Origin of the sequence: Bifidobacterium sp. WCA-178-WT-4B, assembly GCF_009696495.1 — a bacterium.
GTDB classification, from domain to species: Bacteria; Actinomycetota; Actinomycetes; order Actinomycetales; family Bifidobacteriaceae; genus Bifidobacterium; species Bifidobacterium infantis.
Window position 1 is genome coordinate 66,851 of the sequence record NZ_VULV01000001.1, and the last position, 15,752, is coordinate 82,602.

13 protein-coding genes and 2 tRNA genes are annotated in these 15,752 nt (G+C 59.4%); 8 read left to right on the forward strand and 7 right to left on the reverse strand.

Going from position 1 to position 15,752, the window contains the following annotated elements:
* Positions 1-1,029: 1,029 nt before the first annotated feature.
* Together FYJ31_RS00320 and FYJ31_RS00325 are read left to right on the forward strand one after the other, a co-directional pair.
* On the forward strand, positions 1,030-1,281 hold the full coding sequence (locus FYJ31_RS00320; protein WP_326831157.1) for a GNAT family N-acetyltransferase: 252 nt from the start codon (positions 1,030-1,032) through the stop codon (positions 1,279-1,281).
* Positions 1,282-1,839: 558 nt separating this feature from the next.
* On the forward strand, positions 1,840-2,532 hold the full coding sequence (locus FYJ31_RS00325) for a 4'-phosphopantetheinyl transferase family protein (RefSeq protein ID WP_081292520.1): 693 nt from the start codon (positions 1,840-1,842) through the stop codon (positions 2,530-2,532).
* Here FYJ31_RS00325 and FYJ31_RS00330 read toward each other — a convergent pair.
* Both FYJ31_RS00330 and FYJ31_RS00340 read right to left on the reverse strand, forming a co-directional pair.
* A complete protein-coding gene (locus FYJ31_RS00330) occupies positions 2,436-3,071 on the reverse strand; it encodes a TetR/AcrR family transcriptional regulator (protein ID WP_065473407.1) in 636 nt (211 codons plus the stop codon). The genes FYJ31_RS00325 and FYJ31_RS00330 overlap by 97 nt on opposite strands.
* Before the next feature lie 369 nt (positions 3,072-3,440).
* Positions 3,441-5,009, reverse strand: coding sequence for an MFS transporter (locus tag FYJ31_RS00340; RefSeq protein WP_065473403.1), 1,569 nt, complete (start codon positions 5,007-5,009; stop codon positions 3,441-3,443).
* An 836-nt stretch (positions 5,010-5,845) separates the two neighbouring features.
* On the opposite strand from FYJ31_RS00340, the gene FYJ31_RS13250 reads away from it, so the two are divergent.
* Complete coding sequence (locus FYJ31_RS13250; protein ID WP_350029032.1) at positions 5,846-5,941, forward strand: hypothetical protein; 96 nt, start codon at positions 5,846-5,848, stop codon at positions 5,939-5,941.
* A 107-nt stretch (positions 5,942-6,048) separates the two neighbouring features.
* Here FYJ31_RS13250 and FYJ31_RS00350 read toward each other — a convergent pair whose 3' ends face one another.
* Entirely contained in the window at positions 6,049-7,539 is a 1,491-nt protein-coding gene (locus tag FYJ31_RS00350) for an ATP-binding protein (RefSeq protein ID WP_229773795.1), read from the reverse strand.
* Positions 7,540-7,573: 34 nt separating this feature from the next.
* Between FYJ31_RS00350 and FYJ31_RS00355 the strand changes: the two genes are divergently transcribed.
* Together FYJ31_RS00355 and FYJ31_RS00360 are read left to right on the forward strand one after the other, a co-directional pair.
* Positions 7,574-8,422, forward strand: a complete 849-nt coding sequence (locus tag FYJ31_RS00355; protein ID WP_012576643.1) for a YoaK family protein — start codon at positions 7,574-7,576, stop codon at positions 8,420-8,422.
* A gap of 165 nt (positions 8,423-8,587) precedes the next feature.
* Positions 8,588-9,085, forward strand: coding sequence for a hypothetical protein (locus FYJ31_RS00360; RefSeq protein ID WP_013140100.1), 498 nt, complete (start codon positions 8,588-8,590; stop codon positions 9,083-9,085).
* Positions 9,086-9,354: 269 nt separating this feature from the next.
* Here the strand turns inward: FYJ31_RS00360 and FYJ31_RS00365 are convergent.
* Together FYJ31_RS00365 and FYJ31_RS00370 are read right to left on the reverse strand one after the other, a co-directional pair.
* A tRNA-Gln gene (locus FYJ31_RS00365) sits at positions 9,355-9,429 on the reverse strand.
* A 39-nt stretch (positions 9,430-9,468) separates the two neighbouring features.
* Positions 9,469-9,541: transfer RNA gene (locus tag FYJ31_RS00370), tRNA-Glu, on the reverse strand.
* A 502-nt stretch (positions 9,542-10,043) separates the two neighbouring features.
* On the opposite strand from FYJ31_RS00370, the gene FYJ31_RS00375 reads away from it, so the two are divergent.
* Entirely contained in the window at positions 10,044-11,174 is a 1,131-nt protein-coding gene (locus FYJ31_RS00375; RefSeq protein ID WP_229773796.1) for an ATP-binding protein, read from the forward strand.
* Between the two features lie 165 nt (positions 11,175-11,339).
* Positions 11,340-11,588, forward strand: coding sequence for an AAA family ATPase (locus FYJ31_RS00380; protein ID WP_065474248.1), 249 nt, complete (start codon positions 11,340-11,342; stop codon positions 11,586-11,588).
* 369 nt (positions 11,589-11,957) lie between these two features.
* On the opposite strand, the gene gltX is transcribed toward FYJ31_RS00380, so the two are convergent.
* Positions 11,958-13,478, reverse strand: coding sequence for a glutamate--tRNA ligase (gene gltX / locus FYJ31_RS00385; protein ID WP_154535681.1), 1,521 nt, complete (start codon positions 13,476-13,478; stop codon positions 11,958-11,960).
* A gap of 150 nt (positions 13,479-13,628) precedes the next feature.
* Between gltX and FYJ31_RS00390 the strand changes: the two genes are divergently transcribed.
* On the forward strand, positions 13,629-14,732 hold the full coding sequence (locus FYJ31_RS00390; RefSeq protein ID WP_154535682.1) for a DUF805 domain-containing protein: 1,104 nt from the start codon (positions 13,629-13,631) through the stop codon (positions 14,730-14,732).
* Positions 14,733-14,819: 87 nt separating this feature from the next.
* Here FYJ31_RS00390 and FYJ31_RS00395 read toward each other — a convergent pair whose 3' ends face one another.
* Complete coding sequence (locus FYJ31_RS00395; protein ID WP_154535683.1) at positions 14,820-15,695, reverse strand: D-hexose-6-phosphate mutarotase; 876 nt, start codon at positions 15,693-15,695, stop codon at positions 14,820-14,822.
* Between the last annotated feature and the right edge of the window lie 57 nt (positions 15,696-15,752).

The following is a 15,752-nucleotide window of genomic DNA, read 5'->3' on the forward strand; positions in this document are numbered from 1 at the left end:
TTTGCCTATGGGAGACAAATCGCATTACCTCTTTCGGAATCGTAATCTTTAGCACATCACTACTGCTGGCAAAGGGAGGCCGTTCTATATACTGGTTGAACTACACGCTCTTCATGGAAAAAGCATCCTCAATAGTCTCCCCTGTTTCACGCAACCCAAAAAACACCTGTTCATAACCGTCCGTTTCAACCCGTCACGACACGCCGGAGAGGCGGCGAATTAAGCGGCGAAGCACTTAAGCGGCAGCCCAGAAACGTTGAAATCAAGCCGAAAACAGCAGGTCGCCGCCGGAATCTCGTATCCTCCGCTAGCAGGGCTTTCGAAGAAATTCGAAAGCCCTTTTCTTTTGCCGAAAACAGCTTCCTTTCAACGATTCCGAACGGCTTGGACAATAGTTTCCTTGTAGTGTCTTCAGAGGGTGTTCGGCCCGACGATGTCGGTGGCACGTTACGTGGTGCATCCGGTAGGCCAAATCGGTGCACCACTCTATGCCTGAAGGGAGCCACTCATGACATTCGATGATCGATCGGTGTGCCATATGAGAACGTCTCCGTCGATTCCGACGGTGTTTACACTTTTACATCTTCCTACACCTTCTTACACTTTTCCTTCAGGTCGAAAAGTGTTGGAAGTATTGGAATCATTGGGATTGAAGACCATTTTCCTTTACACTTTTGCTCTTTTCGCGGGTCTATTGCACAAGGGATCCTCAAAATGCGTTGGAATCCTTGGAATCTTTGGGATTCAGGGATCCGGAGGAATGCGATGAGCGGGCGCCGTAGGATTCGGTTCGGTCGTGTCCAGAACCTCTAGGGACGGAAAACGCAGGTATGTGGAGGCACGCTACCAGCCGCCGGTATGGGCCTATGCCAAATGGCCCGATTTGCCGAAGCATTATTCGAGACGATTCGACGCCGACTACACCGCAATGGCGGAGGCCTGGCTCGCTGACGTTGAACGGCATATAAGACTCGGCGACTGGGAACCGCCCAGAATCGTGGTGAGCAAGACGAGGGCGACGGCGGGAACATCATCGGGGCTATCCTCGCCGGCCATGACGGCAGACGGTCACGCATCTATCACACTGCGGTCCATCCTGAAGCGCGCGGCATGGGTGTTGTCTCACTTTTGGCCGGGCATGCGGTCGAGGCGCTTCGCGCACTCGGGTTGCCGAAGGTTGCCGTCGGCGTATATGCGGACAACAAGGCCGGCAACGACTTCTGGGAGCAGCAGGGCTTTGCAATCCGAGACGACCTGGTCTATCGCGAGCTTTCCTTGTAAGGTGTCCACCCGCAATCCGGCTTTTGCGGTCGGTCATTCACTCGTTTCGTTGCCGCACGCACATTTCATGTCGACGATCTGTTGACTCTGAATCGTGATTCAAATGATCCGGGCCGTATGGCCTATGGATTCGATGTCGGTTTGCTTCAATCGCACAGACGTCTGATGCACACAAGTCCGCACCGGATATTGAAACACTCAGTCTTCGATGACGCTGGGATCGGCGCCACTTTTTTGCGTGGCGGCCGCTTATGAAGGTGCATATGCCGTCGGAGACGGTAGCCTTCCTGCCGTATGACTTCCTCATAGATACAAGCAGCGGACCATGGGACTACGGTCTCCCCAGTTCTGCTAGATGTATAGATTGTTTTTAAGAAAACATAGAAAGTATGGGAGATATAGGTAATCGTGACACCTCTTGTCGGCGTGAAGGTACGGAAAAGCGCAAATTTCCTTCTGGCGGGCTTTGAGCGGCGAACAGAGTGGTACACTCATTCTGGGAATTGGTAGAAAGCCTTGCTGTTGCTGGGTTTGTGGGTTTCGGTAGATAGAGTCTCCATGATGTGCGCAGACCTCATGATGCGACGGGCTCGCCTGTTCGGGCCGCTGCTCGCCTCCGGCTGCGAGGTGCTGATCTCGGGGGAGGGGACGCGCCGCGTGCGATTGTTCGACGGTGAGCGGGCCTTGGTCGGGAACGCCACGGCCAAACGAAGAAGGGAATTCACGGAGACGCGTCTTTTGGCCCACGAGGCCTTACGACGTATCGGCCATGACGGGCCCATACTCAAAGGTTCGGATGGTGAACCGCTCTGGCCATCCGGCATCGTGGGATCGCTGTCGCATTGTCCGTCGCTGTGCGTCGCCGCCGTGGCGTCGGCGGAAAGAATCCGTGCCGTGGGAGTGGACGTGGACGATTCTGACGGATTGTCCGACGGGATCATGCGGTTCGTGTTCTCTTCCGAAGAGCTCGCATCATTGCGTATGGCCTCCTCGGTGGAACGTAGGGCGGCCTTCTGCGCGAAGGAGGCCGCCTCGAAGGCGTTGTCCGCATTGGACGGGACGGGAGACTTCCGTAAGGTATCCGTGAGCCTGAAGACGGATGGAACGTTCACCGCTGTGAGACGGGATGTGGCGTTGCGCGGCCAATGGCGATTCTACGATCGGCTGGTATCCGCGATGGTCGCCGTTCCCTCGGAGACCGTCTCAGGGGCGCGGACCCCTCGAATGAGCAGCCGGAGCAGAAAGGAATAGGCCGCATCGTCATCGTCGACGGGCGTATCATGTTCGGGTCGTGTCTCGAATTGGACGAATCCGTGCACGGCGGACCATATGGACCATGCGATGAGGTGCGGGTCATCCCTCCGAATCTTTCCCGCGGCCTGCCCGTAGCGCACCAGCTCGGTCATGGCGGCGAGGCATGCCTCCGAAGCCTCGCCCGCATGCCATCGCCACAACAGGGCGTAGATACCGGGCGACGCCTTGGCGTGCCCGCGGTATACGACTCCCGCATCGTAGAGTCTTTGCAGGGGATCCTCGGTGGTGACGCGCAGGAGCTTCTCCCGTAACGTCTGGAAACTGTCGTCGATGAGAGCGTTGATGACGGCCTGCTTGTCGCCGATATGCCGGTAGATGCTCGCGGGGGACACATCCGCCTTTTCCGAGAGAAGCCGGATGGTGAAGGCGTCATAGCCGTCCTCTTCGATGATTCGTTTCGAGGCGTCGAGTATGAGGCCCCTGATCTCGGTGGTGGGCGTCCGCTGGCTTTTTGTCGTTTTCCGAATAGTCCTCATATGCTTCTCCGCATCATCCCGCCGTTACGGATGAAAAACGCCATCCGGCCCGTAGGTCCCTGCACCGTCCCATGATGGGTGGGGTCGAAGGTCCAGCCACGCTCTTGGACCGCGCCTCGATGGGTGTGATGGCTGGTCCCACCGCATTGAGATTGCCACCGAGCCAAGACATGTCGGGGAACGCTGGCCGGCGCGGGCGTGGAACATGCCGACGCTCTGGCTGCCGTGACCGGGGGAGCATGCCGCGATGTCACCGATGGGGTTGCGTGTGTCCTCCGCTATCGCGCCGGCCGTCAGGAGACGGTCCGTCATATCCGTGTCCTTGATCCGTGGGATCCGTCCGTCGTCTTTCATGATGGATGTTCCTTTCTATTGGGGGAGATTGCCTGAATCGTGTTTGGGAAGTGTGATCCAGCAGAGCAGCGCGAACGCCAATGCGAGGGCGCAGGCGATCCAGCATGCCGCATGCGTGGCGCTCATGAAACTGGTCGAGACGGACTGCTCCACGGTCTGTCGGATACCTGCCGGCAGGTGCGGAAGGATCGATTTCGCGGCCATCACCGAATCCTCCGCTGCTTTCGCGATGGAAGACGGGATCTGCAGTCCGGACAACGAGTCCGAGAGCTCGTCGGGGTAGACGGAGGAGATCGCGGACCCCATGACGGCGACGCCCAGCGTGCCGCCGATCTCACGGATCGTGTCGTTGACGGCCGATGCGGCGCCGGTCGAGCTTTCCGGAACGGTGCTCATCAGGGCGTCCGTGGCGGGCCCTTGGATCAGGGCGATGCCGGCCGCCATCAGGGCCATGGTGGGTACGACCACGAACCAGTAGCTGCAATGGGCGTCGACACGCGTGACCACGAACATGCTCGCCGACAGGAACAGCAGTCCCGTCGAGACGACCGACCGGTATCCGAAACGTTTCGCCAATTGCGTGGCGAGCGGGGCGACCGCCGCCATGACCACCGCGAAGGGCAGCGTCGCGACCGCCGTCTGCAATACGGTGTATCCACGCAATGCCTGGAACCATTGGGTGGTGATGAAGATGAAGCCGAACAGGCAGAAGAACGCGACGCAGATCGCGCAGGTGCTGCTCGTGAACGTGGCCCTTCGGAACAGGCCGACATCGATGAGCGGGGCGTGCGTATGCCCCTCGACCGCCGCGAACACCGCAAGTATGATCAGGGCCGCGCAGATGCCGCCTATGACCTGCCAGGAGAACCAGCCGTAAGTCGGGCGTTCGATGATCGTCCACACCAGCAGGCCCACGCCGGCCACCGATAACACGGTGCCGGGGAAATCGAACCTCTCGGAACGGTACGCCCGTACCTCGGGCACCGCCACCGCGATGCAGGCCAGCGCCACCACGCCGATGACGGAGCACACCCAGAAAATGGAATTCCACGCATAGTGCTCCAGCAGGACGCCGCCGATGATCGGGCCCAGGGCGATGCCGACCCCTGATGTCGCCGCCCACAGGCCAACGGCCAGGCTACGGTACCTGGAGCCTTCGAAGATGACGATGATTGATGACAGCGTCGCCGGATAGATCAGCGCGGCGCAGACCCCCAACACCACGCGCAGCGTCACCAGCTGCCACAGGGCCCAGGAGAAGGCCGTGGCTGCGGAGACCACGGCGAATCCCGCCAATCCGACGAGCAGCATCCGTCTTCTTCCCCATCGGTCGCTGAGTTTGCCGGCGGGCAGGAGCAGCGCCGCGAAGGACAGCGTGTAGGCGTCCACCACCCATTGCAGGTCCGTGGACGAGGCGTTCAACGCGTCGCTCATCGTGGGAATCGCGACGTTGACGATGGTGTTGTCCATCACGACCAGCAGCACCGCCAGACACAGGGCGGTGAGGGCCAGCCCCCTGTTCCCGGACCGTGCGTGTCTCCGGACCGGCATGGGGGTGGGAATCAACGAACGTTCAGATTGCATATCAATGCTCTCCTACTGTGTAACAATGTTATCTACAAATGAAACAATACTCCTCTCCGTGGGGGATCGCCACCATCCGTCAGCGAGGCATGGAAGTGCTCCGCGTGCGGACGGACCCACCGTCGGCGCCATGAACCATGCCGCCGCCCGTGGCGCGGGAACGGGAAGGCCATGCGGCGTCGCCCGGGGTCCGCAAACCCCATGGCATGTTCCGGGCCCGGGAATGCCACGGCCGATGGGTCCTCCAAAATCAGCGCCGTCCGCTTCCGGGCGGAGAGTTCGTGCGGTCGCTTTGATGACACGGCCGCCGTCCCGTCGGGACTTTCAGCATCACCCGATTACCGGTCCAACCCTCACGGCGGGACCATGACCCGTCGAACTTCAATGAGGAAAGCGCCGGCCGACCCTTTGCCGGAAAACGCGAACCGTCGGCATGCCCCGCTGAAGCGACGCCGACGATGGTTTCGGATGGTGGGCGGTCCCGATCGCCCGATCCTTCTCGATCCACCGCCCGGCGATCGCCGAACGCCCGTGGCGGCTCACGATGGTTGCAGGCCCATGCCCATCCAAGGCGTTGGCCGCATCCTGCAAAAAACCGGGTCCATCGTACGCCCGAACATGCGAATCTCCGTACGCCGGCGTGGATATCTCGCATAGGCGGGATATCCGTCGGGGAGATTCCACTGACAGCGTGACCAGTCACTCATGCGCCGGCGGGAGACGCCACCATGAAGACGCGAATCATGTGAATCATCACGCAAAGGAGCATGACGTGAACTATCTGGAACATCGCCGACAGCACAAGGACGCGCTATGGGAACAGCTACGGGAACCACATCAAGCCCCACATAGGAAGCGTACCGATAAAGCGGCTGACGGCATCGCAGGTGCAGGCCGCGTTCAAGTCGTACATAATTCCTGAAGCGGAATAGCCACATCGCACACTGGTTTTCTCTGAATTCCGAGATTCTTTCTCTGAATTCAGAGATAAATCTCGGGATTCAGAGAAAACCGTTCAAGAATGATCTGCGTATCTCATTCAACGTACTGCCGCATACCGCACGTTGCGTCCACTGCCGACCTTCTTAGCGCGTCCTTCAAGGACTAGTTTTCGCAACTGGTAGTACGCCTGATTCCCCTCAAGATGCAGCAATTCCATCACATCGTTTTTTCTCACTGATTTCTGTTCATGCATTAACTTGATGATCAGTTCGGGATACCGCACCCTATCGATGTCTGATTGGCGAACGTAATCCATCGCCCTACCGCTGCGCCGATACACTTTCGCACCCAACATATACGTGCGGCGAGCTCCAACGCCAGCGCTTTCAACAAGCCCCGCCTCCGTCAGCTGCCCCAATACGGTGCGCAGACGCTGGTCACTCATGTCCAGGGAGCCCGACAACACATCAAAGCCACAACGACGTTCACTCTTGAGCTTGTCCAAAATAAGCAGACCATCGAGAGACATGGACTTGCCGCTGCGCTCACGTTCCTCGGCCAGCAGTTCCACAAACGCCTTGTCGGGCACACTACGAGGCAACAGCACCGACACTCCACGCCTGTTGGACCTCGAATAATCAGGCAGAGGACGACCATAGTTCAAAGCACCCTCGAATATACGGTCGATGCCGCGCCCCGTACGTTCGGCGAGACCGGTTCGCTTCAACGCATCCATCAGGCATGGATTGCGGCCATGCGGTTCGGCGGTAAGCAGATTATGGATGTTGATGCCCTCCACGAACCCGCCGGGATTGGCGATGGTAAGCCCCGCATCATCCAACTGCACGCGCACACGTCCCAGCAGGGTGTAGTCACGATGGCCGAAGGCGTTCACCAGCGCCTCTCGGAACGCCCGATGGTCGAATTCCGGCACCATCATTGAGAACAGACCGATGGATAGCTCGACGCTTGGATTCCAAGGAGAGAACATGTCGTTGATTTGCTCGATGGTCTTCAGCAATGGTCCGGCATAGTCTTGGTTGACTTTGATATCCGTACCAGACATGACTTGGAAAGACGCCTGATGAGTCGGAACGAAGCGTTTCAGAGACTCCCCCTTGCCCAGCAGCAGCAAACCGGTCAGCGTCGGCATGGTCTTGCCATCGACGGTCACCGTCAATTGCAGGGATTTCTCCAGCTCCTCATCGGTCAGTTCCAACAAATTACGGTCACTGGATTGGTAGGTGCCGATAATCCGGCGCAGACGGTCGCGTTCAAGGGGATCGAAATCATCACGGGTCGCATCCGGCACCGGCTGCGCGGAAAAGTCCAAACGTCCCAAATCGGACAGGCGCGTGGCGATCTCGTACGGGTACATCGGCACGCTCTCCGGCGTACCATCCACCTTCATACGGCGTCGCAACACCTTGCCCGACTTGGTCGAGACCACGCTGCGGGATTTCGGCACATCGATCTGCATCACCGGCGTCTTCTCCGTCCCGACGATCTGCGCACGAGCGGAAACCGGAGGAACCGTACGGGAGTAGGGAGTAGAGTGGCGGCGTCGACCGACGCACGTTCTCGCCATAATTTCAATCCCGAAAAGGAGCCTCGTCGCAACCATGACATCACATCTTGCCGAAGCAGGACGCACGTTGGTTCCCCGCAAGGAAGACAGATACGGTCTGCTCTCCCCCGCCTTGGTGGTGCTGACGTTCGTCGCCGGGCTGGTGGACGCGCTGAGCTACCTGTCGCTGGGGCATGTGTTCGTGGCCAACGTGACCGGCAACATCGTGTTTCTTGGGTTTTCGATCGCCCATGCCCAAGGCTTCGTCTGGTGGACGTCGGCGCTGACGCTCGTCTCCTTCATGGTCGGCGCGCTTATCGGCGGGCGCATCATCCGGCGATTCGAGGAGAACCGGGCCAAGCATCTGTTGGTTTCTACCTGCGTGCAGGCGTCGTTCGTACTCGCCGCGCTAATCGGTGTCTATCTTTTGAACCAGCTCATCACCGGCCCCGCAGACGATGCGTCCGGCGTCTCCTCGATTGCACGGCTTGCACAGACCACCCAGGCCTCACAGGCCTCACAGCCGAGCCTGAACTTCCCCACCGCACGGCACATCGACCTGCACATCATCCTGCTGATCGTGCTGCTCGCCCCGGCAATGGGCATCCAGAACTCCACCGCCCGCAAGCTGTCGGTGCCGGACCTGCCCACCACCGTGCTCACGATGACGCTGACCGGCGTCGTCGCAGACGCTTCAGCACACGGCCACCAGCAGTCGAAGCTCGGGCGGCGTGCGGTCGTAATGCTGGCGCTGGCGTCTGGCGCGCTGACCGGCGCGCTTCTGCAGGCGCACGGACACGAGAACATCATCTTGATGGTGATGCTCGGGTGTCTGCTGGCGGTCATCGCGATGATGATTCCGCACGTCCATTCGGATGCGCCGTGGGTCACCGGCCGGCAATAGCCTCTGGCGCATACTTTCGCCATATGAGACAAAAACGGCCACGCCACAGCGTAACCAGTAGGAAACGCCCGGCAATCTCGGCTCTCCTCGATATGTTGGATACCCGTTGTTTGAAACAGGCCCTCCGCAAGATACAAACAGGGGCAGTGAGAAGGAGAGGTAAATATGACTGACGCACAGCAGGCGAACGGCAACCAGCCCGAATCCCAGAACCAAGCAGAAGCGACGGCACAGCCGCACAACAAGCGAGTGACGAAGTGGGTCGCTATAGTGATTGCCATCGTGGCGGTGGCGATTATCGCCGCGGTCGCGGTGTTCGGCACCCGCGCATACAGCGCGTCTCAGTACGATAGCGCAGTGGCCGCCTGCGCCGCCGCCTCGGAAGACGTACGTAACGCCACCAACGACTACAACAACTTGGTCAATGGCGATGCTGCAGAAGCCGCCGCTCTGACCAAGGCAGACGTCTCGGACGCCTCCGCTCTCGACGCGCTGTCCAAGGAACTGACCGTGGAACTGCCGACGTACGAAGGCTGCGTGGCCGACGACACCAAGGGCTACCAGGCCGCGACCAAGAAACTCGAACAGCAGGTCACGTGGTACCACGAGCACACCACGTCGCTGCAGAAGGCTGTTGACGCCGTCAACGCGGTCAAGAAGTAAGACGAGGGCGGTCTCCCTCACGTTTTCAGGATCGGACAGCGCTCAAGTCGCGGCAACGCGCGATGTCGGCCGGTCCTGCACGGCCCGAAACGGCAGAAATCCCGCGCCCCTTACGTTCGGACGCGGGATTTCTGCCGTTTTTGAGTCACGGATTGGGACTATAGCCCAGTCTTTGCCCCAGAGTTGTCTATTCAGGATTACCCTCTCGGCCGTATCTCATGAGCAGGACGTGTAAAAACAAAAAACCCTCGCTGATCCGCGAGGGTTATTGGCTGGGGTGCCTGGACTCGAACCAAGAATGGCTGAACCAGAATCAGCTGTGTTGCCAATTACACCACACCCCAATTTGGCTTGGCGCAGCAACTCCGAAGAGTTGTTCGTCGTACCCCCAACCGGATTTGAACCGGTGTTGGCGCCGTGAGAGGGCGTAGTCCTAGACCGCTAGACGATGGGGGCATATTCAGTTTTTCAACCGGCTGCGAGGCGAACCGCGCAACGAGTGATAAATATACGCAGGTATTCACCCTTACGCAACTTACGGCGTGTCGCGCAGAATTTCAACGATTTCACGCCACAGCTCTCGCCAGCACCCAAATGGCCCATACCCCGATTACGCGGCGAAGTAGCCGCTCACCCCGCCCCGTAGACTCCGCTTCTGTATTCAGCGCAACCGGAAAAACCGCAAGCGTCAGTTCCACATCAATACAAATGGCATATCCATATTCCACCCAACATCGGAATCAAATGACATTCCATGCAGCACATAGTTCAAAACCAATGATTTCAAGGGCTACGCTACCACTACTGATGAACTATCATAAACTCTACTGATGAATTTGCATGAACTCTACTGACGGATTATCATAAGCTCTACTGATGAATTACCATCTAATGCACTGATGAAATTGCAGATGAGGCAATGATGATACCTAGGACTATTGCGCAGGAACTCACCCCCATGCTGTCATGGTTCCCGGTCGTTTCAGTAACAGGCCCGCGTCAAAGCGGAAAATCCACGCTCATCAAAAACATGCTGCCTGATTACGAATATGTCAACCTTGAAGACGAGACCACTCGCCTCAGCGCCATCGAAGACCCAGTCGGATTCATTCATGCACATGAACGCAAACTCATCATCGATGAAGCGCAATATGCCCCAAGCCTGTTCTCACAAATCCAAGTCATGGCCGATGAACGTGGCACTATGGGGCAATACATGCTATCCGGATCCCAAAACTTTCTGATGGAGAAGAGAATCGGACAGTCATTGGCCGGCAGGGTCGGTATGCTTCAACTGTTACCGCTCTCCTACGAAGAAGCACTTCAGGCAAAGACTGATCTTACCGTAGATGAATTCATGTTCCATGGCGGTTACCCGCATCTCTATGATGTGCCGACGCCAACAGACATCTACTTCCGAAACTACACGGCCACCTATGTCAGCCGCGATGTAGCGGAATACCTTGATGTCCGCAATCTCACTGATTTCAATACTTTTCTACGACTCTGCGCGGAAAACGCCGGCAACTTGTTGAATCTGACCGCCTTGGCTAGAGACGCCAACGTATCCTTCAATACCGCCAAAGAGTGGCTCTCGATTTTGGAGGCGAGTTTTATTGTGTTCAGGCTTGTTCCCTACTCCGCGAATACGCGCAAACGACTCATTAAGACCCCTAAGCTCTATTTCTACGATAATGGACTACTGAATTACCTCCTGGGCATCCACTCGCCACAAGAACTCGCCGACGACCCCAAACGTGGAGACATATTCGAAAATCTCATTATCTCGGAAACAGTGAAACGGTACCGCAACCGCAACAAGGATTGCGAGCTATGCTTCTACCGCGACACCAACCAACGTGAAATCGACCTTATTGATACCACGCAGCGCCGAAATCCAACCCTGATAGAGATCAAATCAGGAATGACCGCACGGCCAGATTTCTTTAAGCACCTCGCCACAATCGGAGAGGAACTTGGCGTGCCCACCGACCACAGAATCGTCGTTTATCGAGGTACTGAGAGCTTCACCAGCAAGAACGGCAGGACCATCACCGCCAAAGACTATCTTTGCCTTGCGCATTCATAGCCGGCAAATCAGCCTTCAAGAACCAAATGAGGCGCTTATGTTCCCTTGCGACAGCAAGCGCGTCGCGATGCTTGTAATGCAATGTCACGTTAAAGACCGCCCCCCGGTTACCTATCAACCGTTTCATGGACACATGAAGGCGAAACCACCTACAAGGCATGTTTCATGACCTCACTGTCCAAACCAGCCATGTTCAACCTCGAACATATTCTCACTGGCATGTGGCGCAGCGGTAAGACTTTCCAGCTGTTCCAGCTCATCAATGATTTGATGCAATCAGGGGTTCCTCGCGAGCGCATGTTCTATTTCAACTTCTCGGATGAGCGCCTACAGCCCATGCCCGAAGACATGCTCGACCAAGTCATTACGGAATTCTGGAGGCAAGACCCCTCCAGTCGCACACAAGGCGCCTAAAAAGTTGATTTTCTCATAGGTGACGCACTCGGCATGGAGCCATATAGCGCCATTCAAGTCACAGCGGATATGACTAACGCACATACTCAAAAGCGTGAAATCACAGCCCTTGAGCAGACCATGCACCGAATGAGTGATGTTACCGGAACCATTATTACCCTCAGGGAGGAAGGCACCATCCCCACTGATGCGGGAGATATCAACGTAATTCCAGCATGGAAGTGGGCGCTACAGTCCCAAAACTGATACCGCTCCGCGAGAGCATATAGTGGCGCCACAACTGAATACAAGAAAAGGTGGGCATCTGCACATGCAGACGCCCACCTTGAGTGTCCTTACAGCTCAGCCGAGCACGGAAGGAACCTTAGCTCACAGGTGCTCGCGCAGACCCTTCAGGCGAGCGAGGGAAACCGGCTTGCCAACGATCTCCATGGACTCGAACAGCGGCGGGGAGACGCGGCGTCCGGACATGGCCACACGGACCGGGCCGAAAGCGAGGCGCGGCTTGTAGCCGCCCTCCTCAACCAGAGCCTTGTTCAGGGTCTCATGCAGGTTGTCGGTCTTCCAATCGACCTCCTCCACGCCTTCGAGAGCGGCGATGGCGGCATCCAGCACTTCGCCGGCGGAATCCTTAAGCTGCTTCTTGGCGTCATCCGCAGGCTCCAGATACTCCTCGGTGGACAGCAGGGAGCCGACCATGCCGGCAACCTCACCCAGCAGACGCACACGCGGCTGGACCAGCGGAGCGGCGGCGGTCAGCACCTCACGCTCACGGTCGGTCAGGGCATCCCAAGAATCGGCGGAAACCACACCGTCGCGGTGCAGGTACGGCACCGAGCGGCGCAGGAAGTCCTCGGGCTCGAGCATACGGATATGCTCGGCGTTGATGGAGATGGCCTTGTCGATGTCGAAGCGGGCCGGGTTGGCCTTGACGTCGCGCACATCGAACTTCTCGACCATCTCGTCCATGGAGAACACGTCGCGGTCGGGGGCGATAGACCAGCCGAGCAGGGCCAGGTAGTTGAGCAGGCCCTCGCGGATGAAGCCGTTGTCGCGGTGGTTGAACAGGTTGGACTCCGGGTCGCGCTTGGAGAGCTTCTTGTTGCCCTGGCCCATCACGTACGGCATGTGGCCGAACAGCGGCATCTCCTTGGCGATGCCAAGTTCCATAAGGTAACGGTACAGCACGATCTGGCGCGGGGTGGAGCTCAGGAGGTCCTCGCCACGCAGCACGACGTTGACCTCCATCATCGCGTCGTCGACCGGGTTGGTCAGCGTGTACAGCGGGTCGCCGTTCGGGCGCACGATCACGTAGTCCGGCACGGAGCCGGCCTTGAACTCGATGGTGCCACGAATCAGATCGTCGAAGGCGATGTCTTCATCAGGCATCTTGATACGTAGCGCAGGCTTGCGGCCCTCGGCGCGGAAGGCGGCCTTCTGCTCATCGGTCAGGTTGCGGTCGTAGCCATCGTAGCCGAACTCGGCCGGACGGCCGGCGGCAAGGTTGCGCTCCTTGATTTCCTCAGGAGTGGAGAAGGACTCGTAGGCGTAGCCGGCTTCGAGCAGCTTGGCGGCAACATCCTTGTAGATGGCGGTACGCTCGGACTGGCGGTACGGGCCGTGAGGGCCACCCACATCGATGCCCTCGTCCCAGTCGATACCCAGCCAACGCAGGGATTCGAGAATCTGGTTGTAGCTTTCTTCGGAGTCGCGCACGGCGTCGGTGTCTTCGATACGGAAGATCAGCGTGCCGCCGGTGGCGCGAGCTTCCGCCCAGTTGAACAGGGCGGTACGAATCATGCCGACATGCGGGGTTCCGGTCGGCGACGGGCAGAAGCGAACACGAACGTTCTTGGGCAGTTCGGGTTTGGTGTTTTCAGCATCAGTCATAGTCCCCTATTGTGCCGCGCGCGCCGGACGCGACGGCCCGCGGCGGCGGGGCCGAAACCGTTGCGGAACGCCACTCGGCGTGGATGTTGAACGCCGCACCCGCTCAATGAGAGAATGGAGGGACGCAATCGTCTTATGAAAGGGGAATCAATGACCGATCCCAGCAACGCGCCCGCACCACCCACGCCCACGCCCACGCCCAACGGCGACCCCATCCAACACCACTCAGGCACGCCCGAATATGGAGCCCCCACCGCGGCGCCTGCGGGGCAGGATCATGGTCGTTTCGCCGCCCCGGCGTCAGCGGCGCAGCAGCAACCCTACGGCCAGCCCATCTACGGCCAGCAGTCCTACGGCCAGTCCGCTCCGAACGCCAATCCCTATGCCCAGCCGTCCCCCGCCTACGGCCAGGTTCCCCCCACCTACAACCAGTACGCGGCCCCCACCGGCGCGGTGCCGCTGAACAAGCCGTACTACGGATGCCCCTTCTCCGAAGCCTTCCTCCGCTTCTGGCAGAAATACACGGTGTTCAGGGGACGCGCCTCCCGCAGTGAATTCTGGTGGTGGACGCTGGCCGCCGTCATCATCAACGCCCTGCTGTCCCTGCTCGGCGACGTCACGGACGGCAGGCTGGAATTCCTCACCAGCCTGTGGAACCTGGCCATCGTCGTCCCCGGCCTGGCGCTCGCCGTCCGCCGCCTGCACGATACGAACAAGCCCGGCTGGTGGGTCGCCGTCTTCTGCGGCATGATGACTCTGGGACTGCTCATCATGATCGTCGGCGGCGGCGCGGCGTTGTACGGCGCCATCGGCGCCATCGGCCACAATTACGATTACGGTTATGGCTACGGCTATGAGGCTCTGGCAACCGGCGGCTTCGGCGCGTTGGCCATCGGCGGATTGATCATGCTGGCCAGCGCGGTCACCGGCATTGTGTTCATGGCCCTGCCCTCCAAGCCGGAAGGCGCACGGTTCGACGACGACGCGGCGATCGGCACCGCACCCCAAAACGCCTACGGTATGCCGTACGGTGCCTCCGCCGCCCCGGGATTCCCGGCTCCCGGCACCCCCGCCCAAGACTTCGGCCAGACCGTCCCCACGTATGGGCAGAACCCACAATACGGGCAGAACCAGCAGTATGGGCAGAACCCACAGCAATACGGGCAGACTCCACAATACGCACCGGCCCCGCAATACGGCCAGGTGCCGCCCGAACACGAGAACGCCAGCCCGGACTCCGGCGAAACCCGCTGAAGCGACGTGCATCAACGGTGAGGCCCCGCTCGAGACGAACGGGGCCTCACCGTCATCGTCGGCCGCATGCCGCGCCGCCGTGCATCATCACACGTCAAGCGTCTCCACCGACAACGTCTGGGAAAGCGTATGCGACTCCCCCGGCGCCAACGTCACACCGCGGTCGCGGCATGCCGCCGCCTCCACCGCCACGAAACCACGCCATTCGCCCGGTCTGGCGCAACGCATATGGTCCCCTTCCTTGCCCGGGTTCCATACCACGGTCTGCGGCGAGCCGGATTTGACGATATGCACCACGCGGCCCAGAACGGCGTCGCGCAACTGCACGGACGAATCCGAATAATACACGCGATCCACCGGCCGTTCGCCGAACGTCACCGCCTCCGGCTCCTGCAATCGCGGCGGGAAACCGGTCTCGGTGGCGTCCAGATACGTCGCCCCCCGCAGACCCACCAGACCGGCGTCGGATACATCTCCCACATGCAGATAGGAATGCAGCGCGGCCTCATACGACATCGGAACATCACCGGTATTGACGACGGTCAGGCTCATCGTCAGCGTGTCAGCGGCGTGCACGTCGTATGTGGCGCGGAAGCGCACCTCAGGCTCGTCGTCAAGCCACGGCACTTCGCCATCCGTCAGACGCTCGGAATCCATCACATACCGCACCCGGTCATCGGTGAACCCCTCCTCATCCAGCGTCCACCGGCGCACCCTTGCGAATCCGTGGGATGGCGTGATCGCCAGCTGCCGGCCATGCGCGAATCCGGGCCCGAACCACGGAAAGCAGATCGGAACCCCGCCGCCGAGCGGCTTGCCGGGTTCGATGCGCCATGTGCTCGGCGTCCATACCACATCCGGCTGTCCTGTCGGGGCCCAGCGCAGCAGATGCGCCCCGTAATCGCTGATTACCGCGCTGCCGCCATCGTTGACAAGCGTGCGCAGATTGACATCGTTGTCCATAAATCTTCCACTTCCATTGCACGGACGATACTGTTCACCCCATAGGATACCGCCACG